Origin of the sequence: Actinoplanes sp. NPDC051859, assembly GCF_044452725.1 — a bacterium.
In the GTDB taxonomy this organism is placed as follows: domain Bacteria; phylum Actinomycetota; class Actinomycetes; order Mycobacteriales; family Micromonosporaceae; genus Actinoplanes.
The window spans coordinates 324128-349400 of sequence record NZ_JBITBX010000007.1; the positions used below are offsets into that span (position 1 = coordinate 324128).

At 66.1% G+C, this 25273-nt stretch carries 21 protein-coding genes; 11 read left to right on the top strand and 10 right to left on the bottom strand.

All coding sequences use genetic code 11. The features are described 5' to 3' along the window. Positions 1–3 precede the first annotated feature (3 nt). From ACIA1L_RS20260 to ACIA1L_RS20290, 7 genes are all read left to right on the top strand, one after another. Entirely contained in the window at positions 4–1143 is a 1140-nt protein-coding gene (locus ACIA1L_RS20260; RefSeq protein WP_396074359.1) for a glycosyltransferase family 4 protein, read from the top strand. 11 nt (positions 1144–1154) lie between these two features. Beyond that, complete coding sequence (locus ACIA1L_RS20265; protein WP_396074360.1) at positions 1155–1796, top strand: NeuD/PglB/VioB family sugar acetyltransferase; 642 nt, start codon at positions 1155–1157, stop codon at positions 1794–1796. A gap of 5 nt (positions 1797–1801) precedes the next feature. Continuing rightward, positions 1802–2815 carry a GDP-mannose 4,6-dehydratase gene (gmd, locus tag ACIA1L_RS20270; protein ID WP_396074361.1) on the top strand — a complete coding sequence of 338 codons (1014 nt, stop codon included), beginning with the start codon at positions 1802–1804 and terminating at the stop codon, positions 2813–2815. 5 nt (positions 2816–2820) lie between these two features. Beyond that, positions 2821–4092 carry a lipopolysaccharide biosynthesis protein gene (locus ACIA1L_RS20275; RefSeq protein WP_396074362.1) on the top strand — a complete coding sequence of 424 codons (1272 nt, stop codon included), beginning with the start codon at positions 2821–2823 and terminating at the stop codon, positions 4090–4092. 64 nt (positions 4093–4156) lie between these two features. Continuing rightward, a complete protein-coding gene (locus tag ACIA1L_RS20280; RefSeq protein WP_396074363.1) occupies positions 4157–5230 on the top strand; it encodes a DegT/DnrJ/EryC1/StrS family aminotransferase in 1074 nt (357 codons plus the stop codon). Between the two features lie 54 nt (positions 5231–5284). Beyond that, entirely contained in the window at positions 5285–6496 is a 1212-nt protein-coding gene (locus tag ACIA1L_RS20285; protein ID WP_396074364.1) for a glycosyltransferase, read from the top strand. Between the two features lie 48 nt (positions 6497–6544). Then, positions 6545–7780, top strand: a complete 1236-nt coding sequence (locus ACIA1L_RS20290; RefSeq protein WP_396074365.1) for a hypothetical protein — start codon at positions 6545–6547, stop codon at positions 7778–7780. A 75-nt stretch (positions 7781–7855) separates the two neighbouring features. Here ACIA1L_RS20290 and ACIA1L_RS20295 read toward each other — a convergent pair whose 3' ends face one another. Further along, the gene (locus tag ACIA1L_RS20295) at positions 7856–8236 is read right to left on the bottom strand and encodes a hypothetical protein (protein ID WP_396074366.1); all 381 of its coding nucleotides are present in this window, start codon (positions 8234–8236) and stop codon (positions 7856–7858) included. 190 nt (positions 8237–8426) lie between these two features. Between ACIA1L_RS20295 and ACIA1L_RS20300 the strand changes: the two genes are divergently transcribed. Then, entirely contained in the window at positions 8427–9590 is a 1164-nt protein-coding gene (locus ACIA1L_RS20300) for a PQQ-binding-like beta-propeller repeat protein (RefSeq protein WP_396074367.1), read from the top strand. 55 nt (positions 9591–9645) lie between these two features. On the opposite strand, the gene ACIA1L_RS20305 is transcribed toward ACIA1L_RS20300, so the two are convergent. Both ACIA1L_RS20305 and ACIA1L_RS20310 read right to left on the bottom strand, forming a co-directional pair. Then, a complete protein-coding gene (locus tag ACIA1L_RS20305) occupies positions 9646–9849 on the bottom strand; it encodes a cold-shock protein (protein WP_396074368.1) in 204 nt (67 codons plus the stop codon). A 229-nt stretch (positions 9850–10078) separates the two neighbouring features. Further along, a complete protein-coding gene (locus ACIA1L_RS20310) occupies positions 10079–10297 on the bottom strand; it encodes a hypothetical protein (protein WP_396074369.1) in 219 nt (72 codons plus the stop codon). 493 nt (positions 10298–10790) lie between these two features. Here ACIA1L_RS20310 and ACIA1L_RS20315 point away from each other — a divergent pair, with 493 nt between their 5' ends. Then, positions 10791–14087 (top strand): RHS repeat-associated core domain-containing protein, encoded by a 3297-nt coding sequence (locus ACIA1L_RS20315; protein ID WP_396074370.1) that lies wholly within the window; start codon positions 10791–10793, stop codon positions 14085–14087. A gap of 500 nt (positions 14088–14587) precedes the next feature. After that, positions 14588–19954: a fibronectin type III domain-containing protein gene (locus tag ACIA1L_RS20320; RefSeq protein ID WP_396074371.1), complete on the top strand. Its 5367-nt coding sequence runs from the start codon at positions 14588–14590 to the stop codon at positions 19952–19954. A gap of 70 nt (positions 19955–20024) precedes the next feature. On the opposite strand, the gene ACIA1L_RS20325 is transcribed toward ACIA1L_RS20320, so the two are convergent. Together ACIA1L_RS20325 and ACIA1L_RS20330 are read right to left on the bottom strand one after the other, a co-directional pair. After that, the gene (locus ACIA1L_RS20325; RefSeq protein WP_396074372.1) at positions 20025–20414 is read right to left on the bottom strand and encodes a hypothetical protein; all 390 of its coding nucleotides are present in this window, start codon (positions 20412–20414) and stop codon (positions 20025–20027) included. Between the two features lie 293 nt (positions 20415–20707). Continuing rightward, the gene (locus tag ACIA1L_RS20330) at positions 20708–21334 is read right to left on the bottom strand and encodes a phosphoesterase PA-phosphatase (protein ID WP_396074373.1); all 627 of its coding nucleotides are present in this window, start codon (positions 21332–21334) and stop codon (positions 20708–20710) included. Between the two features lie 166 nt (positions 21335–21500). Here ACIA1L_RS20330 and ACIA1L_RS20335 point away from each other — a divergent pair, with 166 nt between their 5' ends. Continuing rightward, on the top strand, positions 21501–22112 hold the full coding sequence (locus ACIA1L_RS20335; protein ID WP_396074374.1) for a hypothetical protein: 612 nt from the start codon (positions 21501–21503) through the stop codon (positions 22110–22112). Between the two features lie 30 nt (positions 22113–22142). Here the strand turns inward: ACIA1L_RS20335 and ACIA1L_RS20340 are convergent, their stop codons facing one another. The 5 genes from ACIA1L_RS20340 to ACIA1L_RS20360 form a co-directional block, all read right to left on the bottom strand. Beyond that, the gene (locus ACIA1L_RS20340; protein ID WP_396074375.1) at positions 22143–22610 is read right to left on the bottom strand and encodes a hypothetical protein; all 468 of its coding nucleotides are present in this window, start codon (positions 22608–22610) and stop codon (positions 22143–22145) included. Between the two features lie 128 nt (positions 22611–22738). Next, positions 22739–23095 carry a cyclic-phosphate processing receiver domain-containing protein gene (locus tag ACIA1L_RS20345; protein WP_396074376.1) on the bottom strand — a complete coding sequence of 119 codons (357 nt, stop codon included), beginning with the start codon at positions 23093–23095 and terminating at the stop codon, positions 22739–22741. A 44-nt stretch (positions 23096–23139) separates the two neighbouring features. Continuing rightward, entirely contained in the window at positions 23140–23637 is a 498-nt protein-coding gene (locus ACIA1L_RS20350) for a hypothetical protein (protein WP_396074377.1), read from the bottom strand. A 545-nt stretch (positions 23638–24182) separates the two neighbouring features. Then, positions 24183–24383 carry a DUF397 domain-containing protein gene (locus ACIA1L_RS20355; protein ID WP_396074378.1) on the bottom strand — a complete coding sequence of 67 codons (201 nt, stop codon included), beginning with the start codon at positions 24381–24383 and terminating at the stop codon, positions 24183–24185. Then, positions 24374–25156 carry a Scr1 family TA system antitoxin-like transcriptional regulator gene (locus ACIA1L_RS20360; protein ID WP_396074379.1) on the bottom strand — a complete coding sequence of 261 codons (783 nt, stop codon included), beginning with the start codon at positions 25154–25156 and terminating at the stop codon, positions 24374–24376. The genes ACIA1L_RS20355 and ACIA1L_RS20360 overlap by 10 nt, the downstream gene beginning before the upstream one ends. Positions 25157–25273: the final 117 nt, after the last annotated feature.

Here is a 25273-nt window from a genome sequence, read left to right on the forward strand (position 1 = left end):
CTAATGACGTCCGGCGCCTTCGAGCCCGGCTTTCGGGGCGGCGGACCGATCCGCTCCATCGCGCAGATCGTCGATACCGTGCCGGAGGGCGTCGAGCTGCGCCTCGTCACCCGGGACCGAGATGAAGGCGCGACCGAGCCCTACCCAGGCCTTTCCGGCCAGTGGTTCCAGCGCGGCACCGCGCAGATCTTCTACCTGGACACCGCAAGCCCTGCGCAGTGGTGGCGGCTCTGGCGCGACCTACGCACCACGCCCTTCGACCTGATGTATGTCAACAGTTTCTGGGCTGTCAGGACGACGGTCGCACCTTTGCTTGCTGCTCTCATCCGAATCCTGCAGGTACGGCGGATCCTGATCGCGCCACGAGGCGAATTCTCCGATGGAGCTCTCTCAGTAAAAGCCGGAAAGAAGCGCGCGCTGCTGCCGACATGGAAACGAGTCCTTCGGCTCCTCAAGGTGCAGTGGCACGCGACGGCAGAACATGAAATCGCGGACATCCGCCGCAACTTCCCCGCTGACGTCGTCCACCTTGTACCCAACCAGACCGCCCTGCCGGACGAGCCGATCACTGATGGGCTGCCCTCCGCAGACCACGCCCGGCTGGTCTATGTCAGTCGGATCGTCATCAACAAGCGCCTGCACGTCGCACTCGAAGCCTTGCGGCATGTCGCCAATCCAGTAGATCTTGATATCTGGGGCCCGATCGAGAATCAAGAATATTGGGCTAGCTGCCAAGCCATCATCGCCGAGCTACCGAACGAGGTTCAGGTCGCTTACCGCGGCGAATTAGCGCCCGCAGACGTTCGCAAGACATTTTCGGATTACGACGCCTTCGTTTTCCCCACAACGGGGGAAAACTTCGGCCACGCCATCGCGGAGAGTTTGTCCGCCTCCTGCCCGGTCATCTGTACCGACACGACGCCGTGGACCGAGGTGTTGGAAGGGGGTGGCGGAAGCGCCCTGGCCGATGGCTCTGTCGAGGAATTCGGTCTGGAGTTGAAAAGGCTATCGACCATGTCGGCGGCCGAACGGCAACAGAACCGCTCAGCCGCTGCCCGGGCATATCGCGACTGGAAGAAGACGACGACCGTTCGCAACATTCTCGACGTGGCGCGATCCGCTCCGAGGGCCGGGGAATCATGACCGTGTCTCCTATGCAGTTCGTCGTACTCGGCGCTTCGGGACATGCCCGTGAAGTCGCCTGGATCGCGGGCACCGATCCCGCACTCGCGCTAATCGGGTTCATCGGCCCTGCGGGGGAAACCGGGAAGCCGCTTCCCGCACCCCGGCTCGGTGATGACTCCTGGTTCACCGAGGCACCCGATGAGGTCGGATTTCTCATCGGTATCGGTGACGGACGAGTCCGGCGTCGTCTGGCAGGAGCAGCGGAAGTCTCGGCGAGGTCTGCTCCGGCTGTGGCGCATCCGAATGCCGTCATCGGGTCGGATACAAGCCGCAAGCCCGGTTCGATCATTTGGCCGGGGGCGGTACTGACCACCGGCATCTCCGTCGGAAGTCACGCCCATGTCTCCACCAATGTCGCCGTGGGCCACGACGTCGTGATCGGCGACTTCGCCACATTGCTGCCTGGCTGCACGGTCGGCGGGTTCACCGAGATCGGTGAGGCCGCCGTCATCGGCGCAGGGGCGTCGGTCTTGGAAGGAAAGCGGATCGGTGCCGGCGCGGTAGTCGGCGCCGGGGCCCTGGTCCGCACGGACGTGCCGCCGAACACCACGGTGGTCGGCGTGCCCGCGCGTCCGCTCAAAGTGTCAGCTGACACCGAACTCAGAAGGTGAATGGTATGCCGAAGGTCGCTCTCATCACGGGTACCACCGGCCAGGACGGCAGCTACCTGGCGGAGCTGCTGCTGGACAAGGGCTATGTCGTGCACGGTTTGAAGCGGCGCTCGTCGAGCTTCAACACCGAACGTATCGAGCGGGTCGACGTGCACCCCCGCCACCCCGACGCCCGTCTTTTCCTGCACTACGGCGACCTCGGGGACATGGGTTCGCTCGTCCACCTGATCCGTGAGGTCCAGCCAGACGAGGTCTACAACCTCGGCGCCCAGAGCCACGTGCGGGTCTCGTTCGACGTTCCCGGCTACACAGCCGACGTGACTGGCCTTGGTGCAGTCCGGGTCATGGAGGCGATCCGGATCGCCGGCGTGAACTGCCGGGTCTACCAGGCCAGTTCCTCGGAGATGTACGGCTCCACTCCCCCGCCGCAGCGCGAGACCACCCCCTTCCACCCGCGCAGCCCGTACGGATGCTCGAAGGTCTTCGCGTACTGGTCCGCAGTCAACTACCGCGAAGCCTGGGATATGCACGTCTCGAACGGCATCCTGTTCAACCACGAGAGCCCGCGACGCGGAGAGAACTTCGTGACCCGCAAGATCAGCCGGGCGGTGGCACGCATCGAGGCCGGTATCCAGGACACGCTCTTCCTGGGCAACCTTGACGCTGTCCGGGACTGGGGCTACGCGCCGGAGTACGTCGAGGCGATGTGGCTGATGCTGCAGCAGGACAAGCCGGACGACTACGTCATCGCCACGGGCGAGGCACGAACGGTCCGCGAATTCGTGCATGCGGCCTTCGCGATGGTGGACATCGACTGGGAGAAGCACGTCCAGATCGATCCCCAGTACATGCGCCCCACCGAGGTCGATGCGCTCATCGGTGACGCCAGCAAGGCCCGCGAGCAGTTGGGCTGGGTTCCCAAGACCGGCTTCACGGACCTGGTCCGCATCATGGTCGACGCCGACCGGCAGCTGCTCGAGGACGAGCGCATGGGACGCCTGGTCAGGATCGACCGGTAGCCGACTTGCTCCGGCGAATTCAGCACCTCGTCACCGCAAAGCGCGGTCTGGAAGCGGCAGCACTGTTCACGGTTGTCTCCTCAGTGCTCACCGGCATTCTAATCGCCCGTACCCTCGGGCCGACCGGCCGCGGCCAGATCGTGGTCGTGGCCACCTGGGGGCAGGCGCTCGGCTGGGTGTGCGGCCTGTCGGTGGACAAGGCGCTGATCGCCCGCCACGGTGCCGAACGGCGCCGGCTGACGAGCATGCCGGTCTCCAGCGGTGTGCTCGTCATGCTCGCCTTCGGCGCCCTGGCCGCGCTCGTGTCCGGATTCGCGTTCACCGGCCTGCTGGCAGACCCGAGCCTGTGCATAGCGCTGGCATTAGTAGTGCTCGGGACCATCGCCTGCGACGCGCGTGCAGCGCATCTCCTCGTCCACGAGAGCTGGGGCAGCTACGCGCTGCTGCGCTTCATGCAGCCGGCGATCTACCTGCTCGGTTGCCTGATCGCCCTGAGTCTGGCCGGGCCGGACTCCACCGCACCGATCGACCTGATCGCCTTCGCGCTCTGCATCAGCGTTTGCGCCCCGCCTGTACTCATCGGTGGCTGGTCTCGGGTGAGTCTGCGGCTGCCGCGACGCGCTGAACTGAAAGAGGTCGCTAGGTTCTCCGGTGGCTATCACGTCGGCAGTGTGCTGTCATTCCTGGCTTCCCGCATCGACCTGATCGTCGTGTCAGCACTCTTCGGACTGACAGAGGTCGGCCTGTATGCCGTGGCCTCCTCACTCGGACAGCTCGCATCGATCTTCGGCGCCGCCAATCTCATGCGAGGGCTGACCGGCCGGACTAGGCGTTCAGGAATCGACGTCGGCGGCCTCCTGGCAGCGGCGGCCATGACGGTAGCCGTCGCTGCCTCAGCCGGCTGGCTGATCACCACCGTCTACGGCACAGAATTCGCGGGAGCTGGCGAGATCACCCGTTACCTCTGCATCGGCGGCCTGCTGTTCTATATACGGCAGGGCCTGAACGGACAACTGGCCGGACTCGGCCGCACCTGGGCGACAGCCTGGGCGAACGGAGTCGGTGTCGCAGCCTTCGCGGCGCTGGCGCCGTTTGCGCACTCACTGGCCCAGGTAGCTGTGTTCTCTTCTGCCGCTGCCGCAATGTCGACCGCGGCGTCGTACGTGCTCCTCCGCCGGAGCATGCCGCAAGAGACGTCCCCTACGGAACTCGCGCGGCAAGACTCCGAAAGCACGCCTCCGAGGACCCCGGTGGCCGCCAACCCACCCTCCCGCTGATCACACCCAGAGAAAGAACGTCTCGATGACCCGATTCCCGGTAGCCAAGCCATCCTTGTCGGACTTGGAGGAGAAGTACGTCGCCGACGCCGTACGCAGCGGCTGGGTATCGTCCACCGGCCCCTACATCGACCGGTTCGAAGCCGAATTCGCGGCACGCTGCGGCACCACGCATGCCGTCGCGGTCAACAACGGCACCTCGGCCCTGCACCTGGTGCTCGCCGCAGCCGGAATCGGTCCCGGCGACGAGGTTATCGTGCCGGCGTTCACCTACATCGCCACAGCCAACGCCGTTACATACTGCGGCGCGACCCCGGTCTTCGTTGACGTGGAGCCGGACACCTGGTGCATCGGCCCGGACGCGGTCACCGCCGCTATCACGCCGCGGACCAAAGCGGTCATCGCCGTCGACATCTACGGCCATCCTGCGGACTACACCGCGTTGCGTCCCGTCTGCTCGTCGCATGGCCTCCTGCTGATTGCCGATGCCGCCGAGTCTCTGGGTGGCCGGCTCGACGGCGCCCCGGTAGGTGCGCTCGCGGATGCGACCACCTTCTCGTTCTTCGGCAACAAGATCCTGACTAGTGGCGAAGGTGGCTGTGTCACCACCGCCGACGATGAGCTCGCCGCGAAAATGCGCCTCTTCAAGAACCAAGGCATGGACCCGAACCGGCGCTACTTCTTCCCCGTGATCGGCTTCAACTACCGCATGACTAACGTGGCTGCCGCGATCCTGTGCGGTCAGCTCGAGCGCAGTGAACAGTTGATCTCGCGGCGTAAGGACATCGTCTCCACCTACGAAAGGTGGGCGAGCGGGAAGGCCGAACTCGAGGTCCCCAGGACCGTACATCCTGCGGAGCGGGCACCCTGGATGGCATCTCTCTTGGTGAGCGGGACTGCAAGCTATACAAGAGACCAGTTGACGGCCCGCCTTGCCGACCTCGGGGTAGACACTCGTCCGTTCTTTCCTCCGCTGCCCGGGCTGCCCGCCTACGGGCCGTCGACGGATTCCTGGCCGGTCTCAGAGCAGCTGAGTAGGCGAGGATTCAACCTACCAACCTATCCGGATCTGACTGACCCAGAACTGGAAGAGATTCTTAGGCGCCTGGATTGCGCCTTCCGCGACATCCAGGCGTAGTGCATTTCCGTCAACAACGGACCATCCCGCGACCTACAGCAAAGGTACCCAGGTATGCGAATTCGGATCGACGGCACCTCCATCAAGCCCGGGCACTCTGCCGGAGTCGAGGCGTTTACGTACGGGATGCTCCGGGGGCTGCTGAATTCGGCGGAGCATGACATCGAGGTAGAGATCCTCGACGACACCACCAAAGCTTGGAAGGAACGGGTACCCAGCGACACTGTTCGATGGTCGGAGATTCCCGTGGCGCTGCGCAGCGACACGAGACTCGGTCGGCAGGCCAGGCGCTTCGTCCCGGCGCAAGTTCGCGCGTCGAAGATCTCCCGCCGAGTGGTCAATGGGATCCGGGAGATCGCGAGGCCGCAGGAGAAGACACAGGCGGACGTGACGGTGTATCCGTTCACGTGCGTGCCGGTGCGTGCGGAGAATTCTGTTCTTGTCATGCACGACCTCCGCCGCTTTCAGCCAGGCTTCCTTGAACCGGGCTACGTCGAGGTCATCACCGAGAACGTGAAGAAGGCGGCCGCGATCGCTGTGTCCTGGCCGCATCCGTACCAGCAGGCGCTAGAGCTCTTCCCTGAAGCGCGGGACAAGATCGCAATGATCCCGCCGCCGACATTTCATCCGCGACCGGCAGATCAGGTGAGCACGCCCGAGGAAGGCCTCCTGCTGTACCCGTCGTCAACATCAACCCATAAGAACCACGCCACCTTGCTCGAAGGTATGACGCTGTTGCCGAACTTCCGCTTGGTGTGCCCTGGCCCATTGGTAGCCCCCGAGGCGGACCGGCTCCTGCAGCGTGCGGCCGAGCCGGACCTGGCAGGGCGAGTTTCGCTGCCGGGATTCGTAACGGTGGATGAGTTGACGGAGCTCTACAGCCGAGCCTGGGCGGTCGTGGTCCCCTCGACCTGGGAGGCGGCGAGCGGCGCGATCTTCGAAGCTTTCAGCTGGGGCCTTCCGGTGGCATGCGCCGACGTCAAGCCGTTGCGCGCCCAGATCGAATTCGCCGGTGGGGACGCGGCATTCTTCGATGCGTATGACCCGCGATCAGTGTCCCGGGCCATCGAACGCTTGGCTGCGAATCGCGAGCATTATGCCGCAGCCTCACGCGTGGCGAGTCACCGGCTTGCTGACCGCACCTGGACTGACACAGCCCGCGATTATGCTGACTTGTTCGGCTGGGTCGCTGCAGGTCGGACCGGCAACATTCCTCGGTCGACCTTCGGCACCGCCCCCGAGTCACTGACGGATCCTTCGCGCTAACGCCATCTCCGGGGACCCTCACATATCCGAAATCGACTAAGGACATCCGTGATCACCGCCGCCGCCCGTAGTATTGCGCCGAACACAGATGTCGACAGCGTGCGGGAAAACCTTGTCACCCGCGTGCTCCAGCGCTACCCGGCGACATGCATCATGGTCGTACCCTATCTCCTGCTGGTCATTCCACAAGCGGTGTGGTATCAAAATCCGCGAACTTATTTCCTTGTTGGACTCATAGGGCTCGCACTGTGCGGAGCGGGTCTGATCGAGACCGCGCTTCTCAAGCTGCGTCCCCTGTATCCGCAGCTGACGGACCGCGTTTCCGCAAACTCTCGGTACCCTCGGATCCTCTTAATCGCGCGTCCAGTTGCCATCATCGGTGTCGCCGCGGACATTGTCAGCGCCGCCGCAGGCGGCGGTGGAATCGGTACGCAGATTACCGGACGAGCCGCAACCTCACCTTTGGTCCCGATCCTGACTCCCCTCATCACCTGGAAATACATGGCGCTGGCTCTGTTCGCATCCGCGTGTCTCGGTGGACTGATGAACAAGTCGAGCTTTTATCGCTGGACCGCCGCAATCATGGGGGCACAGTTCGTCGTAGCAGCCCTTAGTGCGATTACCGCACCGATGGTGAACTTCTTCAGCTTCATTATTCTTGCCTGCATGCTGCTGGGCCTGTTCCGAGCACGGCTGGCAGTCACGCTTTCCTTGATTCTCCTGCTCGCCTGGCCCGCGATCTTCGCCGTCCGCAATCAGATTCGCGAAGACCAGGGAATCACGGTTTCGACTGAGGTTACGGCGCAAGAACGTCTACGTTTCGACACTCAGATAACCGAGGTAGATAAATACGAAGTGCCAGCCCGAGTGCCAGGATTCATCACCCCAGAGAACATCCTTCGGTATGGATTGGTTCCCCGCGCCCTAGACTCTTCCCGACCCATCCTCGCCACCGGCGGTCTCGTGAGTGACTACATCGGGGGCTCTCGCACAAATTCATATTCATTCCTCCCCTTAGGCAACCTATATTTCTTTACCGGCCCCTATGGCGTGATGCTGTTCTATAGCCTATGGGCTCTGGCGTTGGCGCTGTTACTGAGAACCGGTCAAGGACCCGGCCCCGGACGACTGATGCTGCTGTTCGTGGCCATCGCGGGCCCTTTGAGTTGGACCAGCAGCTATCCCGAATCAGTGGTCGGATACCTGCAAAGCATGGTGGCAATGCTTCCAGTTTTCGGTGCGCTGCGACTGTTTGGTCGGGATCCTGAATCTCCGGATGCATAGAAGGCGCCAGACCAGCGCGCTGAGGGGACCGTTGGTCCCGATAGCCCCCGGGCGACTCGCCCGGGGGCTTCTACCTCAGCTCCACCGGCCGTGAACCTTGTTGGTCCCCACGTTGACCTTGCTGCCGTTGGGCAGCCGGACAGTGGCCTTGGCATAGATCTCGTCCCCCGCGCCGGGGTCCTCGTTCAGCTTGCCACCGTCGACGATGATCTCGTATCCAAAGCCCTGGGTGAACAGCCAGTCGTCGTCCCACTGGTCCGACCCGTGCACCGAGAAGCTCTCGACGTTGCCCTCCGTGCAGCCGACGGTCAGCAGGTAGTAGTCCTGGTACGGCGGGTATGCCGCCCCGATGGTGAGGGTGCACTTAGGGGTCGCGGCCGCCGCGGGCACGGCGGGGAGTGCGGATGCAGCCAGCCCGAAAGCTACTGCCAGCCCGACCACTCGGGAGAAGCGCATGATCTTCCTTTCGCCGGTTGTTGGCGTGCGCAGAACAGCCTCCCCGGTGAAGATCAGCGCGGGTATTCCTAGAACTGGGTATATCGGCATCACCCGCAGGTGACACAGGCCGCGGATGTAGCGCCGGGACGAACGTTGCCCCATACGTTGTGCTGGCCGGGCCGGCACGTCATCACCCATGGGGGACGTCATGTGGAAAACACGCGTGCTTGCCACGCTCAGCGTCGGTGCTCTCGCCGTCACGCTTGCGGCCGCACCCGCCGCCGCTGTGTCGCCGGGCTGGACGCAGCCCGGCTACGGCGCGGGACACAACTTCTACAACCCGGCCGAGTCCGCGATCAACGCGGCCAGCATCAACAAGGTCAAGAAGCGGTGGTCGGCCAAGCTGCCCGACATCGAGCTCAGTTGCACCAAACCCGCCGAGCCGCTGGCGTACGGTGGCCGCGTCTTCGTCACCGACGACAAGGGCATCGGCGCCTACCAGGCGGGCACCGGCAAACGGTCCTGGCACTGGGATTGGGCGTACCCGGACAACGAGTACACGCCGCACCTGGCAGTCGCGGGCGGGCTGCTCATCGCCGGGAACACCGAGTGCCAGTCGCAGAGCGACCCGAACGGCGGCATCGTGGCGTTGAGTCTCACCACCGGCAAGGTCAAGTGGCAGGTCGCGGCGGGTGGGCCGGTCGAGACGGTGGTCGTCGACAAGGGCATGGTGGTGGTTGCCGGGTCGTCGGAGTCGTCCGACCCCAGCGTGCGCGCCTATCGGCTCAGTGACGGCAAAGCACGGTGGTCGCTCGCCGAGCATTGGTCACCCGGGGTGTCGGCGAACGGCAAACTGCTGGTGACGCGTACGGATGCCGCCGGGGTTGCCGCCGTGGACATCACCACCGGTAAGCGTGCGTGGAGCAAGCCGATCGAGTGGCAGCCGATCGCGGCAGCCGGCGACATGTACTTCGCGACCGACAAAGCCGGGCGGCTGATCGGCGCGAAGCTGGCTAACGGCGCGGCGACCTGGACCAACACGATGGACACCGGTGCGCCGGCCCTGCTGGCCGCGGACGGCAAGCGGGTCTACCGGACGGTGGTGAACGGCATCGAGGCGCTGGACGTCAAGAAGGGCAAGCGGCTCTGGCTCCGGCAGTTCGAAGGCGACACCAGCCAGCCGGTGCGCGCGGGCGGCCTGCTCTACACCAATGTCGACGCGGGTCAGCCGGTCGGCGTGCTGAACGCGGCCACCGGCCGGGTCGTGTCGTCCGGTAAGCAGTTCGGCAACGATGACGGCGGCAATGTGGTGGTGGCGGACGGGTGGCTGTTCCGGGTGTTCGACCACAGCCTCGAGGGCTACCGCCCGTAAACACGCCGAACGGCGGCCCGCTGCATCAGTCGGGCCGCCGTTCGGTGGAGTGAAATCAGAGCGGGCGGATGTTCTCCGCCTGCAGGCCCTTCTGGCCCTGGGTGATGTCGAACTCGACCCGCTGGTTCTCGTCGAGGCTGCGGAAGCCGCTCGACGCGATCGCCGAGAAGTGGGCGAAGACGTCAGCGCCGCCGTCGTCCGGGGTGATGAAGCCGAAGCCCTTGTCGGCGTTGAACCACTTCACGATGCCTGTCGTCATGTCTGCTCCTTCGCAGGCTGGTCGAAGTCTGCACCGTGCAGACTTCGGGTGCCGCGTTGATCACCCGCGCCGGAAACGACACGCACTAACGAAAAAACGCCTGCCGGGTTTCAGATAACCCCGTCAGGCGCCAAAAACGTCTTTGGAAATCAAAACTGCAACGACCTCAACGTAGCACAACTCGTCGGGGCTGGCCGTCGTGGTAATCCGAAGGTGGGTAGGAGCACGTTTACGAGCGGGGCGGCTGCTCGGGGCGGTGTGCGCCCAGCAGACCGTCGCGGAGGCGGAGCAGGGTGGCTTCGTCTGCGGCGTAGGTGGCGCTGCTGGGTGCCCGGTTGACGGTGAGCTTGCGTCCGCCCGGGTCTCTGCGGGCGGCCCGCCAGGCGGCGCCGGGGGTGCGTCGGGCGAGGTTGGTGCGGCGGGGTTCCCTCGCTGCGGTGTCTTCCACCTGACTGGTCCTTCCTCGGGTGCTGCCGGGTCTGGCTACTGGGAGATCGAGCGTTGGCGGCTCCCGGATATGGCCTGGAGCGGTTTTGACCCGCTCGGCGGCACACCGTGACCTGTTCGGCCCAGCGGTCGCTGTGGGACACGTCATGGTTTGAATCGTCCGGATCTACGCGAAGTAAATTTCCTGCCCGGCTTGCCCGTTACACGCGTTGCATCCCTACCATTTGTAACTGTTGTTGACTGTGGTAAGTAGACGTTCGTAAGATGTGCCCCAACGGGGAATTGAATATCGGGGACAGGATTATGCCGCTCAGCTAGCCACGTCTGTAGCTGCTGAGCTGGGGCTCGGGCATGCCCGGCGGCGAATCCGCGACCCTCGGACTTCTCTTTCTTTCGCCAGTGGTTCCGTGCCGCCTTCGTTTGCGGGGCGGCTATTTGTGGTGTCTGGATTTCCGGCGGAAAACTGTTTCCGCCGGTCACGGGGAGGAATTCGAATGGCACAAACTCGTGCTGCCGCCGGGGTGAGCGTCGTGGTGCTCGCGGCGTCGTCGCTGGTGGCGGTCACGGCCGGTCCAGCTGCGGCGCAGCCGGTCCAGGCCAGGGTGGCGACGCCGGTGATCGAGCCGGTCGGATCGCCGCAGTCCGGTCCCGCGGTGTGGTTGTCCAGCACCGCGACGAAGGTGAAGTCCACGGCAGCCGCGCGGACCGCTAGCGCGGCGGAAGCGCCAGCTGTGCCCAAGGGCACCGGGCCGGTGCGCAACGCCACGCAATTGTCGTTCTCGCTGACCGACCGCCTGCAGATGCAGGTGAACGTAGGGTCCGGCAACCTGCTGCTGACCAGCACCGAACTGACCCTGCCGGGGGTCGCCGACAACGTCACCCTCGGCGCTGCCTACAACAGCCTGCTGGTGGGCACAAGCATCGCCAACGGCGCGCTCGGGCCCGGCTGGCGGACCCGGAGCGGTGCTGATGTTCGGCTCGTCGAGGCCTCCGGGGACAAGTCGGTGACCTATGTGGCCGCTGACGGCGTGATCGGAAAGTTCACGGTCTCAGGGTCCGGCTACAAGACGCCGAGCGAGTTCAAGGCCACCCTCACGAAGGACGGCTCTGGCTGGAAGCTCACCGAGCACGGCAGCGGCAAGAAGTTGTTCTTCACCTCGGCGGGGATCCTGGACAAGACCGAGGACCGCAACGGCAACGTCACCGACTACACCCACGCCGGCGCGCAGTGGACCGGCGTGACCTCGGACAAGGGCGTCGGCTCGGGCCGGACCGTCGCCGTCTCCTACACCGACGGCAAAGTCAGCAAGCTCCGGCAGACCGGCGCGGACAACAGCTGGCGCGAAGCCTCGTACGCCTATGACAGTGCCGGCCGGTTGCAGACCATCCAGAGCGCGACCCCGCGCAAGGTGATGTTCGAATACGACGCCAAGGGCGACCTGACGAAGATCACCACCAAGCCCGACACGTACGTCCTGATCACCTACGACGGCCAGCACCGGGTGACCTCGGTCAACCAGGTCACCGACAACGCCACCGGGCAGGGCTCGGTCACCCGCCTGTCCTACCCGACGGCGTCGAAGACCGAGGTGGCCGATCCACGCCAGGACCTGTCGAAGCCGGTCGCTGAGGTGCCGCACACCACCTACGAGCTGAACGACGACGAGCGCGTCACCAAGACCATCGACCCGGCGGGCAACGAGCGCAGCAAGACCTACACGCCGTTCGCGGACATCGCCACCTTGGTCACCCCGGAAGGCGGCACGGTCACCAACACGTTTGGCGCGAACGCTGGCGAGTCGATGACCAAGTCCGCGTCGCCGACCGGATCCAGCGCCTCCGCCGCGTACGCGAACGCCGCGTCGCAGACCAACCCGACGGCGAACTTCCAGCCGTCCTCGTCGATCGACACGCAGGGCAACAGCTCGTCGTTCAGCTACAACGGCGCGGGCAACAAGACCTCTGCCAAGGACGCGCTCGCGGCCGAGGCGAAGGTCGACTACAACGACGACGGCACGGTCAAGAAATCCACCGATCCGGGCAACGACGGCAACAGTACGGTCTATGCGTACGACGCCAACAAGCAGCTGACGAAGCTGACGCCTCCCACCGGCAACGGCCTGGCGGTCAAGACGTTCACCTACGACGCGTTCGGCCGGCTGCAAACCGTCACCCACGGAGCCTGCACCACCACGTACGAGTACAGCGCCGAGGACCGGCTGATGAAGGTCACGTACGCAGGTCCGGGCTGCCCGGCCACCGCGCCGGTGAGCTACGACTACGGCCTGACCGGCAACCTGATCACCCGTACCGACGCGACCGGCACCACCACCTACCAGTACGACCAGCTCAACCGGCTGCGGGTCCGGAGTGCCCCGAACGCGCCGGCGCAGACGTACGTGCCGGACCCGGCGGGCAACCTCGAGCGGCTGACCGACGGCCGCGGCACGACCCGCTACTACTACAACAGCCGCAACTGGCTGGTCCGCGTCGACACGGCTGGTGGCACCCGCTACAACTTCGCCTACGACTCCAACGGCAACCGCACCGATCAGTGGTTCGCCACGGACAACGAGAACAGCCAGTGGGTCCTGCGCACCACGACCCGCTATGACAAGTCCGACCGGCCGTTGCGGATCACCTCGACCCGCAAGTCGGGCGGCCCGGTCTTCGACACCACGTACTGCTACGCCAAGTACGTGTCCGGCCAGGGCTGCTCCACCGACAAGGCCGACGACACGGGCATCCGGCAGTGGCAGAGGAACGAGATCACCGGTGCGGTCAGCGAGTTCAGCCACGACAAGGGCAACCGCCTGACCAAGGCCACCAACGTCCACGGCAAGACTTATGAGTACGCGTACGACACCAATGGCAACCGCAAGACCGTCAAGGCAGACGGCACCGAGACGCAGTCGTTGACGTTCAATTCCGCCAACCAGGTCACCACGACGAACAACACGTACGACAACCGTGGCAACCAGACCAAGGTCACCGAGCCGACGATCGGCACGCTGGGCCACAACGCCGCCAACCAGATGACCAACGCGTACGGGCCGGGCGGCAACGCCGACTATGCGTACGCCGGAACGGACCAGGTCGAAGTCGCCAGGGTCGGGGCTCTCAAGCTCGACTACGGCATGGAGGACCAGCACGGCATGCCCTGGCTGCAGTCCTGGACCAACGGCACCAACCCCACCGTGTACGTCGAACGGGACGGCATCGGCACCCCGCTGGGTCTCCGCATCGGCGGCGCTGACTACGCCTATGTCCTCGACGGACTGGGTTCGGTCGTCGCGGTGGTGGGTAGCAACAACACCGTGGCCGCTACCTATGTCTACGACCCGTACGGCGTGGTCCAGGCGAGCACGCAGGAGAACGGCCTCGGCCAGACCAACATCATCCGCTACGCGGGCGGCACGTACGACGCGGCGACCCGGCTGACCAAGTACGGGCAGCGCTGGTACAACCCGAACCAGGGGCGCTTCACCCAGCAGGACAACCTCAGCTTCATCGGCAGTCCGCGCAAGGGCAATCGGTACGCCTATGCGGCCGGCGATCCGATCGACAACGTCGATCCCACCGGGATGGAGGATGACGCGCTGTTTGACTTCATGGACTATGTCGCGACGTTCGGAGGCGCCGGCGCCATTGTCGGCGGCGTGACGGGCTGCATCATTGCGTCCCTTCCCACGGCTGGCGCCGGTTGCCCCGGTGGAGCAGCCGCCGGCGGCATCATCGGTGGGGCAGCCTTCGGCGCTTTTGGCGGTGCCTACTATCTCGGTCGGAACTGAGGAGCGATATGAAGCGCACACCATCCAAGGGCATCTTCCTCACACTTCTCGCGGCACTCATCATGATCATGATCGGGGCCGGGTACGCTAGCGGGTCCGGTGGTTTGTCCCAAGGTTCTGCGCTCCTCATGGCATCGATCATTCTCGTGGTATTCCTGCCTGTGTTGTTCAAGTTCGCGCCACGTGGCTTCCTGGGTGACCGAGGCAAATCCAGATAGACCGATCGGCCAGATCCGGAAAGTGCGGGTGTGGGGATCGGGTTCCGTGATGTTCCGAACGGCGGCTGCCTGGATCAGGCGAGCCGCCGTTCGGCATACCCGCCCCTTCTGTGCGCTTTGCTTTTCGGCCCTCAGGTTCGCTCCTCGCGCGACGCCTATCGGTGGTGAGCTCCATCGAACCGCCATCAAGCGCCATGCATGTCACCTAAAGTGCAGACTATGACACTCGGGGTAGTCGGTGATGATAGGGTTCGGCGGCGGAACCGCCGCGTGAGAGCGGGTGTGACGCCTGCGCAAGCGGTAGCCGCGGCGCTGGTCGGCGTGCTGGTGGCAGCCTTGGGCGAGGCCCCGGCGTTGGCCGTTCAGCCACCCACGGAGGTCGGGTCGGTAGCCGCCACTGGTAACCAGGAGCCGGGCCTGCTTTCCGTCTCGCCGGACGGCACCCGCGTGTACGCGATCAACGACGAGGCCGGCGCGACCGACATTCTGGCGCTGGAAGGCACCGACAACAGCCCCACGTGGCGGTCGGTCAGCGTTCCCGACGCCGATCCGTACGAGATCGCGTTCAGCAGCGACAGCGCGACCATGTACGTCACCGGAAACACCGCCGGCAACGTCTCCGTCATCGACGCCGCCACCGGGTCGGCGAGCTCCAGTATCAGCGTGGGCAACTCGCCGAAGGGCATCGTCGTCACCTCCGTGGGCAGCACCGACATGGCCTATGTCGCGAACGCCGGAGCGAACACGGTCTCGGTCATCGACACGAGCACGGCCTCCGTCACGACGACGGTTCCGGTGTCCTTCTCGCCCATCGCCGTCGCCGCCAGCCCGGACGGAAAGTTCGTCTACGTCGGTGGCGGCAGCGGCAAGATCTCCAAGATCGACACGTCGAACAACACCGTGACCACGTCCGCGACGGTCAACGGCGGCGGCACCTTCGAGGTGCAGTACCTGGCTGTCACCCCGGACGGGACGACGCTGTTCGCCGCCAACGACGACGCCACCGGTGGGCAGTACAGCTACGGGTACATCGACGGGTTCACCACCGCCAGCCTCGCGTACCTGAACACGACGGACGGGAACACCAACTACGAGCAGCGGTTCAACCAGATCGCCGTCACCCCGGACGGGCAGCAGGTGTACGGCGCCAACGGCGGCAACACCTCGGGCTCGAACCTGTACTGGTACAAGGTTGCGGACTACTCGTCCAACCCGCCCGTCCCGCAGGAGGGCTACGACCAGCCGAGCGGGGTCGACACCTACGGCGTGGCGGTCTCGCCGACCGCGATGAAGTTGTATGTGACCGGCCGCGGCCTGCCCGGAATCTTCGCGGGCTACGGCTACGTGAACACCCTGCCGAACTCGGTCCCCGGTGTGCCCACGGGTGTCGACGCGGTTCCCGGTGACGCGCAGGCGACCGTGTCGTTCACGCCGCCGCTCAACGACGGCGGCGCGGCGATCAGCACCTACACCGCGACCTCGACGCCGGGCGGTTTCAACGCCTCCTGCATGAACAGCCCCTGCACGGTCAGTGGTCTGACGAACGGTGTCTCGTACACCTTCACGGTCCACGCGACGAACAGTGTGGGCAACTCGAACGAGTCGATGCCCTCGGCGTCGATGGCCCCCAACGGTCCGCCGCCGCCGACCACGTACACCGACTCGTCGCAGCCGCTGGTCGAGACCGTTCCGGCGAACGTGTGTGAGATCCAGTTTGACGTGCGCGGTGCTTCGGGTGGTGACATCGGCGCCGGAGCCGCCGGCAAGGGCGGGCAGGTCGTGCACGCCGTCACGGTGGCACCGGGCGACGCCTACACCGTGCACGTCGGCGATGTCGGCTCGATGGGGTCCGGCGGCGTCAGCGGCGGTGCGCCGTCCGGCGGCATCGGTGCCGCCGGCGGTGGTGGCGCCTCGAGCGTGACGATGGGTGCGAACTCCAGCCCGGACATCATCGCCGGCGGTGGTGGCGGCGGCGGCCTCGGTGCCGGCGGCGACGCGGGCTCGTTGAGCGGTGACGGTGCCAACGGCTCGGCCGGTGGCAACGGCGGCGGCGGTGGCGGTGCCTCGACCATCGGAGGCGGCATGGGCGGCTCGACCGTGGAGGGTTCCGCGGGTGTGGGCAGCGCCGGACTGGGTGGTGACGGTGCGCAGGGCGGCTCGGGTGGCGGCGCCGGTGGTGGCGGTGGCTACTACGGCGGTGGCGGTGGCGGCGTCGACCAGTTCGACGGTGGCGGTGGCGGTGGCGGCGCGAACCTCGCGCCGAACGGTGCCACCACGAACGGCGTACGGTCGGGATCCGGCGCGGGTAGCGTCATCGCGACCTTCACGGCCTGCCCGCAGGCGACCGCGCCGGACGCGCCGACCGGTCTGTCCACCACGCCGGGCAACACCACGGCGAGCCTGAGCTTCACGCCGCCGGTCAACAACGGTGGCGCCACGATCACCAGCTACGAGGTGTCCACCGACAACGGCGTCAACTGGACCACGATCGCCACGTCGGCGGGCGGCGGCGGTACGCGCACCGCGACGGTGACCAGCCTGACCAACACCACGACCTACCAGATCAAGGTACGTGCGGTGAACTCCGTCGGACCGGGTACGGCTTCCACGGCCTCCTCGGTCACTCCGGCCACCCAGGCGCCGGGCGCCCCGACCGGCCTGTCGACCTCGCCGGGCAACGCCTCGGCGAGCGTGACGTTCACGCCGCCGGTCGACAACGGCGGCAGCGTGATCACCAGCTACGAAGTGTCGACGGACAACGGCGTCAACTGGACCACGATCGGCACTTCCGCCGGTGGTGGCGGTACGCGCACGGCGACCGTCTCCAGTTTGATCAACACCACGACGTACCAGATCAAGGTGCGGGCAGTGAACGGAGTGGGACCCGGTGCCGCGTCGACGGCGTCCTCGGTCACCCCGACCGCCCAGGCGCCGGGCGCCCCGACTGGCCTGTCGACCACGCCGGGCAACACCACCGCGACCGTAACCTTCACGCCGCCGGTCGACAACGGTGGTAGCTCGATCACCAGCTACGAGGTGTCCACCGACAACGGCGTCAACTGGGCCACAATCACCACGATCGCGGCTGGCGGCGGCACCCGGACGGGCACGGTGACCAGCCTGACGAACACCACGACCTATCAGGTCAAGGTGCGCGCGGTGAACAGCGTCGGACCGGGCGCCGAGTCGACCGCCTCGTCGGTGACCCCGGGCTCGGTGGCGCCGGACGCGCCGACCGGCCTGTCCACGACGCCGGGCAACACCACGGCGAGCCTCAGTTTCACGCCGCCGGTGAACAACGGTGGCAGTGCGATCACCAGTTATGAGGTGTCGACGGACAACGGGGTGAACTGGGCGACGATCGCTACCTCCGCGGGTGGCGGCGGCACGCGCACGGCGACCGTGAGCAGTTTGACGAACACCACGACGTACCAGATCAAGGTGCGTGCGGTGAACGGCGTCGGTCCTGGTGCGGCCTCGACGGCGTCGTCTGTCACCCCGGCCACGCAGGTGCCGGGTGCGCCAACGGGTCTGTCGACCACACCGGGCAACACCTCGGCGAGTGTGAGTTTCACGCCGCCGGTCGACAACGGTGGCAGCGCGATCACCAGTTATGAGGTGTCGACGGACAACGGGGTGAACTGGGCGACGATCGCCACCTCCGCGGGTGGCGGCGGCACGCGCACGGCGACCGTGAGCAACTTGACGAACACCACGACGTACCAGATCAAGGTGCGTGCGGTGAACGGTGTCGGACCCGGTGCGGCCTCCACGGCCTCGTCGGTGACCCCGGCCGCGGTCGCGCCTGGCGCGCCGACCGGGCTGAGCACGCAGCCCGATGACACCGCCGCGATGGTGATCTTCACGCCGCCGACCGACAACGGCGGCAGTGCGATCACCGGCTACGAGGTATCCACCAACAACGGGGTGAACTGGGCGACGGTCCAGACTTCCGTGCACACCAACACCCAGCGGCGTCTGTCGGTCACCGGGCTGGTCAACGGCCAGCTCTATCAGGTACGCGTCCGCGCGGTGAACGGTGTCGGACCGGGCACCGCGTCGGCGGCGGCGACGGTCACCCCCGCCGCTCCGACCCCGGCCCCCGCTGCCCCGGCCACCGCGCCGGTCGCCACGGCCGGGATCTCGTCGATCACGGTGTCGTGGCCGGCGGTGCAGGGCGCGGTGAACTACAAGGCGGAAGCGTCACCGGGTCAGGCTTTCTGCCAGGTGGACGCACCCGCCACGTCGTGTGTGCTCGGCGGCGTCGCCGGCACGGCCTACACGGTGACGGTGGTGGCGATCGGCCCCGGCGGCACGTCTTTGCCGTCGGCGGCGTCGAACCAGGTGACGGTGCAGGAACCGGAACCGCCGGCCACCGTGCCCACGGATGCGCCGCTGACACTGACCACGGACAAGGGCAAGCTGTCGCTGGCCGTACCGTCGCAGCAGATCGTCGTGATCGGCACCGGCTTCGCGCCGTTCTCGACGGCGAAGGTCACGATCTACTCCGACCCGATCGAGCTGGGCACGGTCACCACCGACGCCAACGGCAACTTCTCGGTGCCGGTCACCGTCCCGGCGTCGCTGGCCGCCGGCGCGCACACCTTCTTGGCTGTCGGTGTCGACCCGAACGGTGCGTCCCGCAAGATGGCGCTGCCCGTCACCGTGCCGCCGACCAACCCGGACACCACCGGGCCCGGCGACACGAACAAGACGACCCTGCCGGTCCCGGCCGGCGGCGGCATCACCCTGCTCGACGCACTCAACAACCCGACCACCACCGTCGTGATCCCGCAACAGGGCACCTACGCCCTGGACGCCACGACCGGCGCGATCACCTTCGTCCCGGTCACCGGCTTCACGGGTACGGCCACCGCGGTCAAGTACCGCATCACCGACTCCATCGGCACGATCGTCGACGGCACCTACACGGCCGTCGTGACCGGCGGTGGTGGCGAGACACCCGGCCCCAGCCCGTCGACCGGCTCGGTCACAGTGAAGGTTTCCAAGCTGACCGTGACCCGAGGCCTTCCGGCCAAGGCGACGGTGCCCGTGGCGGTGTCGTTCTCCTCGGCGGTTCGTGGCCGGCATACGCTGGTGCTGTGGAGCACGGTGTCCGGCAAGCGGGTCATGCTCGGCACCGGCCGCGCAGTCACCACCACGGCCAGCCGCTCAGCGGTCGTCACCGCCACGCTGAACCCGCTCGGCCGGGCCATGGCCGCGCGACTCGGCGGCTACCCGATCGCGGCGGCGATCACCACCGTGCCGACCGGCGGCGGGAAGACGTTGCGGGGCAGCAGCCGTACCCAGCTCGTGCTGAACAGCTTCACCGCGGCACGACCGGTGTACTTCGCCACCGCCTCGTCGACGATCAGCGCCCCGCAACGCCGCTACCTGGGCACCCTGCGGAGCAACCTGACCGGTATCCGGTCGATCACCTGCGTCGGGCACACCGACGACCGGGGTAGCGCAGCCGCCAGCCGCGCGCTCGGTGAACGGCGTGCCCGGGAAGTGTGTCGCACGTTGGCGGCCCGCACGAAGATCCGCACGAACGTGATCACCAAGGGTGAAGCGAACCCGTCCGGCAGCAACAGCACCGCCGCGGGCATGGCCCGCAACCGCCGAGTGGACATCACCATCCGGTACTGAGAAACCGCATAGCAGTCAGGGCCGTCACCGCGAGGTGGCGGCCCTGACTATTTTGTCGGGGGCTGCTGACCTACTGCAGCACCATCCCCGTGACGTAGCGGTAGTCGCTCCAGCCGCTTCCGGTGAAACTCAGATAAACGTTGACCTTCTCGCCTCGGGTGTAATTGCCCGGGATTGCGGCACAGGTGTTCGCGTTGTCGCCGCCGTAGTCCCACGCCTGCGCGTCAGCGCCGTTGTCCCAGGCCTCGTAGTGCACCCCGGCGTACGCGCCCGAACCGGCGTTGTAGACGCGGACGCAAGCCTTGCGGGCTGACATGTCGAGGTAGGCGTACGCCTTCCACTCGCCGTTGCGCTGCAGCAACACCTCGTTGGTTGCCGCCGCCGCAGGCAGTGCAGTAGATCCGAGCACCACTGCGGTAATGCCCACGACCGCCGCTGACCATCGTGAAAAACGTCGCATGTATCCGAAACCTCTCATCGAGCCGAGTAAGAGCAGCTGCCAAGCTACCCCCGATACGACGCTGTACCCATCGATCCGCAGAGCCATACAAGCTGTCCGTGTGGTTCCTCTGCGACTCCGAGCGGTCGGTAGTGGGACGGACCGTCCTAGTTGCCTCGCGAAACCCGGTAGTAGTGCAGCCCGCGTGCAAGCAACGGCCGCCTTGCGAGGCAGCTGGGCCGCGGTATAGGTGGTCCGGCAGCAACAGCACCGCCGCGGGCATGGCACGGCGACTCCGGAGGCGATCTGCGGGATCAGCTGAGGACGGGGAAGAGAAACGTCATCGCGGCGGTGCCGACGATGGTGCCGCCGATAACTTGGAGCAGGGTGTGGTCCCGCAGGACGACCCGTGACCAGCAGACCGCGACGGCGACCGGTGCCGTCACGAGACCGAAGGGTCCGAAGATGACGGTGAGTGCCGCAGTGGTTCCGGCAGCGACGAGGGCGTGGACGGAGATCTTCCAGCGGAGCAGGACGGTGACGGGTGCGGCGACGGCGAGGGAGGCGACCATCGCGATGATGAGGGCGATGAGCTGCCGGGGCGCGTCGACGAGGTAAAGGACGACGGTGCCGAGGACCGTGGAGATGAGGCAGGCGAGGATGGGCAGCTTGCGCTGGGCCCGGACGCGGACGTGCTTGTCGGTCCATCTGCCTTTCCGTACGCCGCGCAGGATGTAGGCGATGGGGATGAAGCTTCCGGCCGCGGCCGCGATCAGGCCGACAGTGAGTGCCTGGGCGAGGCCGGCGGCGGCGTTCCACGCCACGGTGAGGGTGAGCAGGGCGACGAGGACGGCGGGCGAGAGCACGTCGGTGATGAGCTTGGCGAGGCGCAGCCGGGTTGGCGTCGCGACGGTCGTGGGGGCGTCGGTGAGTGTCGGCATGGTCGGTCCTAGGGGGCGAGTGCGTCCGCGGGGGCTGCGCCGATGGGTGGGTGAGTGTAGGCCCGCTGCTAGGCGGGCGTACGCACAGCCGCGGTTGACCGCGCGAGGGGAGACGCGGAACGCTCGTGTGTCCCCTCGCCTCGCCCGGCATGACTACTCTGCGGCAATGGCATTGACTCCGGACGAGTTCTACCAGCACGCGCTCGCTGCCACCGACAGCGAGCAGCGCCTTCCTCTGTCCCGCATGACCGCTTGGGAGATCAGCCCGTTCGAACAGGACGGCCTCCGGGTCTCCGCCCTCCGGCCGCCGGTCCTGCCCGAGCCGCCGCGACACGGCGAGGACCCCGCGGACTGCAGCATCTGCAGCGACCGCGACAAGGGCATCTGGTTCAACGAACGCTGGCGTCTCGACCGGATCCCCGGCGTCGGGGTGCCGCTGATCCTGATGCTCTACCCCCGCGAGCATTACGACCTTGCTGATCTCCCCGACGACATGGCCGCGGAACTCGGCCTGCTGGGCACCCGCATCGTCCGGCACATCCAAGCGGTGCCGCACATCTCGCGAGCCCACATGTACCGCTTCGGCGACGGCGCCGCGCATCTACACCTGTGGTTCTTCGCCCGACCCGAAGGCCAGGCGCAACTGTACGGCTCATGGCTGCCGGTCTGGGACGATCTGTTGCCGGAGTACCCGGCCGAGCTGGCTGACGCGGATGCCGCCCTGGTCGCCGACGCGCTGGTGGAATCATCCGGCGGTGCCCGCACGCCCACCGTCTGATCCCGCGCTGGACGGCGCCGGTGCGACACGTCAACGCACGGACGGCACCTTGTCGATGGCGCACCTGACCGTGCGGCCCGGCACCAGCGGCAGCTCGCCTCCGGAAAGAGCGAGCTGGCTCGTCCCTATCTGGCATTCGGCCGTGGCGTTCGGATCGGTGTTCCGAGCGGTCAGGACAGGCGACAAATCGGGTTCGTCAACCCCGACCTCAACGATGTGGGTCCACGGGACCGCCACCGTCTCGCGGGTCGGTGTGTCGCCGGCACGCACGGAGTACGTGACTTCCGCCCGCCCCTGACCGCGCACGTAGAACATGATGGATAGCGTCTTGTCCCCCTCACGGAAGATCCGGAGGGTTTGCGGCGTGCCGCTGACAGCCGGCGTGCCCGACGCAGCGGGGTGCGGTGAGAGGCTGGACGACGTCCCGCCGGAGTCACAAGACGACAGTGAACCGGCTGCCATGACAAGGGTGGCTAGGGCGATGACGGGACGGCGCATCCGAGCATCCTTGCCTACCTGCGCGATCTGACATCCGCGGCCCCGACCTGAATCTGAATTGTTTACGGATCTCCGCTTATGCCGCACTAGTAGTGTGCTCGTGAGCGGCCTCCGGGGTAGTTGCTAGATCATCCACCCGAGTCCCCTGGGCCGATGTATCCCACCGCGGAATTGCCCGAAGCAACCCGAACCGGATAGTTCCAGCGCCGCAGAGCCTGCGCCATCTTCGCGGCGCCCGCGGGATTGGCCGAGTGGATGATGACGACACCGATATCGAAGGGCTGGCCCTCGAAGGCAGCCCGTTCGAGAACCTCCACGACCGGCCAGATGGTGTCATCGTCGCCAAGATCATGGTCGAGCCAGAGTTCGTCGAGCCGGTGGCCGCGGTGACGGTTGAGAAGCTCGACACCAGTTGAGCTCGTGCGCGCCACCTCGGCTGGCCGGCCGTCGACGAACGAGCGGAGATCGTCGATGAGGACGATCATCGGCTCGCGGTCAGTCATCGTACGATGATGCCCGGTCCTCCCCCTCAGCTCCTAACGACTTGTCGCCGCCAGGTGTCATCGTCCGCCGGCTCCGCGGCGACCGTCAGTTCGCTGAACACGTTGGACAACTGCACCGCCCGTCCGTCGTCGAAGACCAGTTCCAAACCGGCGAGCAGCCACGCCTGGAGGCGTTGCCCGTCAACGCGATCGAGCCGGAAGTCATGTTCCAGTACTCGCACCTCTCGGACTACGGCGCCGAGGATGCCAGCCAAGTGTGGTTCCTGCGGATCGCCCCAGGCGAGAGCCAGTTCAGGGTCGTCCTGGTCGGGTGTGTCTAGAGGTTCATCAACGTCGATCGTTTCCCAGCCCAGGTGCATTTCGTCGAAGCCGTCGAAGGCGAGTTCCAGACGCGGGCCGCCGAAGTCGATGATGAGCGGCGCGGTGCAGCACCACGCGCCGTCAATGACGTAGCACAGACCCGTCATCGATCTGACTCGTCGGCCGACGAGCGCATAGAGGCGCGAGCCATGCACGCGGGCCACCCGGTAGAGACCTAATCGTGGCTGAACTTGACCGCCTCCGGGCTGAGACGGCGCGGCTCGGTGGCCGAGCTGGATAACACCCTGCGAGCGTGTGACCAGCACGCCCGGACTGCGATGGTGGCAACTCTGACCTGGACCGCATGAGTATCCAACTTCTGTACAGATCTGCACTCGCCAGTCATAGAGCCTTACAACCTGTGTGTGCTGGCTGCAGGTCTTACGCCGTGCCCATCGCCGCACCAGACTGGCTAGTGACGGCCGGCTGGAACGAGTGGTTGCTCCCGAGCCAAGGACAGGTCGCGTCGTTCGGTCACCCCTGCGTGTATCGGGTGGCCGCGGATCGCGACGGAGAGATCGCTCGCGCTGCGCCGTCGGCATCTCTCCGTCGCGATCGGTAGGGAATCCGATGAACGAGCTACACCTGAATCACAGGCCTCGGAAACGACAGTGGGGCCTCGGTCGGCGGCTCTGCGTCTGTGGCTTGCTCTGGCCTTGCGTTGATGCCCGGCTGCAGGAGGTCGAGATGCGCCTTCGCTCCAGATAGCTCAGATGTCGAACTCGCCGGACTTCACACCGGTTACAAAGGCAAGCCAGCCGCCGCGGGGGAACGCCAAGACAGGGCCCGCGGGAGCCTTGGAGTCCCTTACACCGACCACGTCAGGCAGGTTGGCGGCGACCTCGACACAGTCGCCGCCATTAGTGCTGCTGCGGGAACTTTTGTGCCACTTCGCCCGGGTCAGGTCCATTGGTTCGCTGCCTCCGCGATCAGTGCGTGGGACTGGCGCTGCGGCAAGGCATCAGCCCTCACGCACTCCCACGCATCCCGGAGGTAGCGTAGCTCCTCCACACCGTCGACCGACATGCCCTTGAGTTGATTGTCCAGGTAGGCCATGTCAGCCCCGTCAGGTGCCGTAGCGAGAACGAATGGCCCACCCAGACCGAGGTAGCCGCCGACGCCTCTCGGTATGACATGCACGTGTACGAACGGCCGGGTTGCAGCTTCAGCGAGGTGGAGGAGCTGCTCCCGCATGATCTTCGGCCCGCCGACCGGCCGCTCGAGGACCGAGTAGTCGATCACCGCGACGAGCAGGGGCGGCCGAGAACTCTCGAGAATCTCCTGTCGAGTGAGTCTGCCGAGAACGATCTGGTCGAGTTCGTCCGCGGTCAGCGGAGTGCCACCTTCGTACATCCCCCGGGCGTAGTCAGCTGTCTGGAGCAGGCCGGGAATCACGAGCGGCTGGAACGTGCGCAGTGCTCTTGCTTCACGCTCGATCGCCGCCCATTCACGGAACCAGGGAACTAGCGACTCTCGGATGCAGACCTCACGTATCCGGAGAAGAAGTCCTTCGCTGCCGAGAACTTGATCGCACTGCTGGGCGAACTCGAGCTGCGGCGGGCGGCGGCATTGCTCGACGGCAGCGACCAGGGACGCCGAGTAGCTGATCTTCTCGGCCAAGGCCTCTTGCGACAGGCCAGCTCCCGAACGCAGTCTGCGCAGCTCGCCCGCAAACAGTTCCAAGACTTGGATTTGCGTCACCTGTACACCCCTGTACTCGGCGCCATGCGAACCCTTACTAGCCCGGTGAGCCGGGCTTCGAGCCTTACGAATCTATCGAGCCGAAGGGCAGACTGTCAC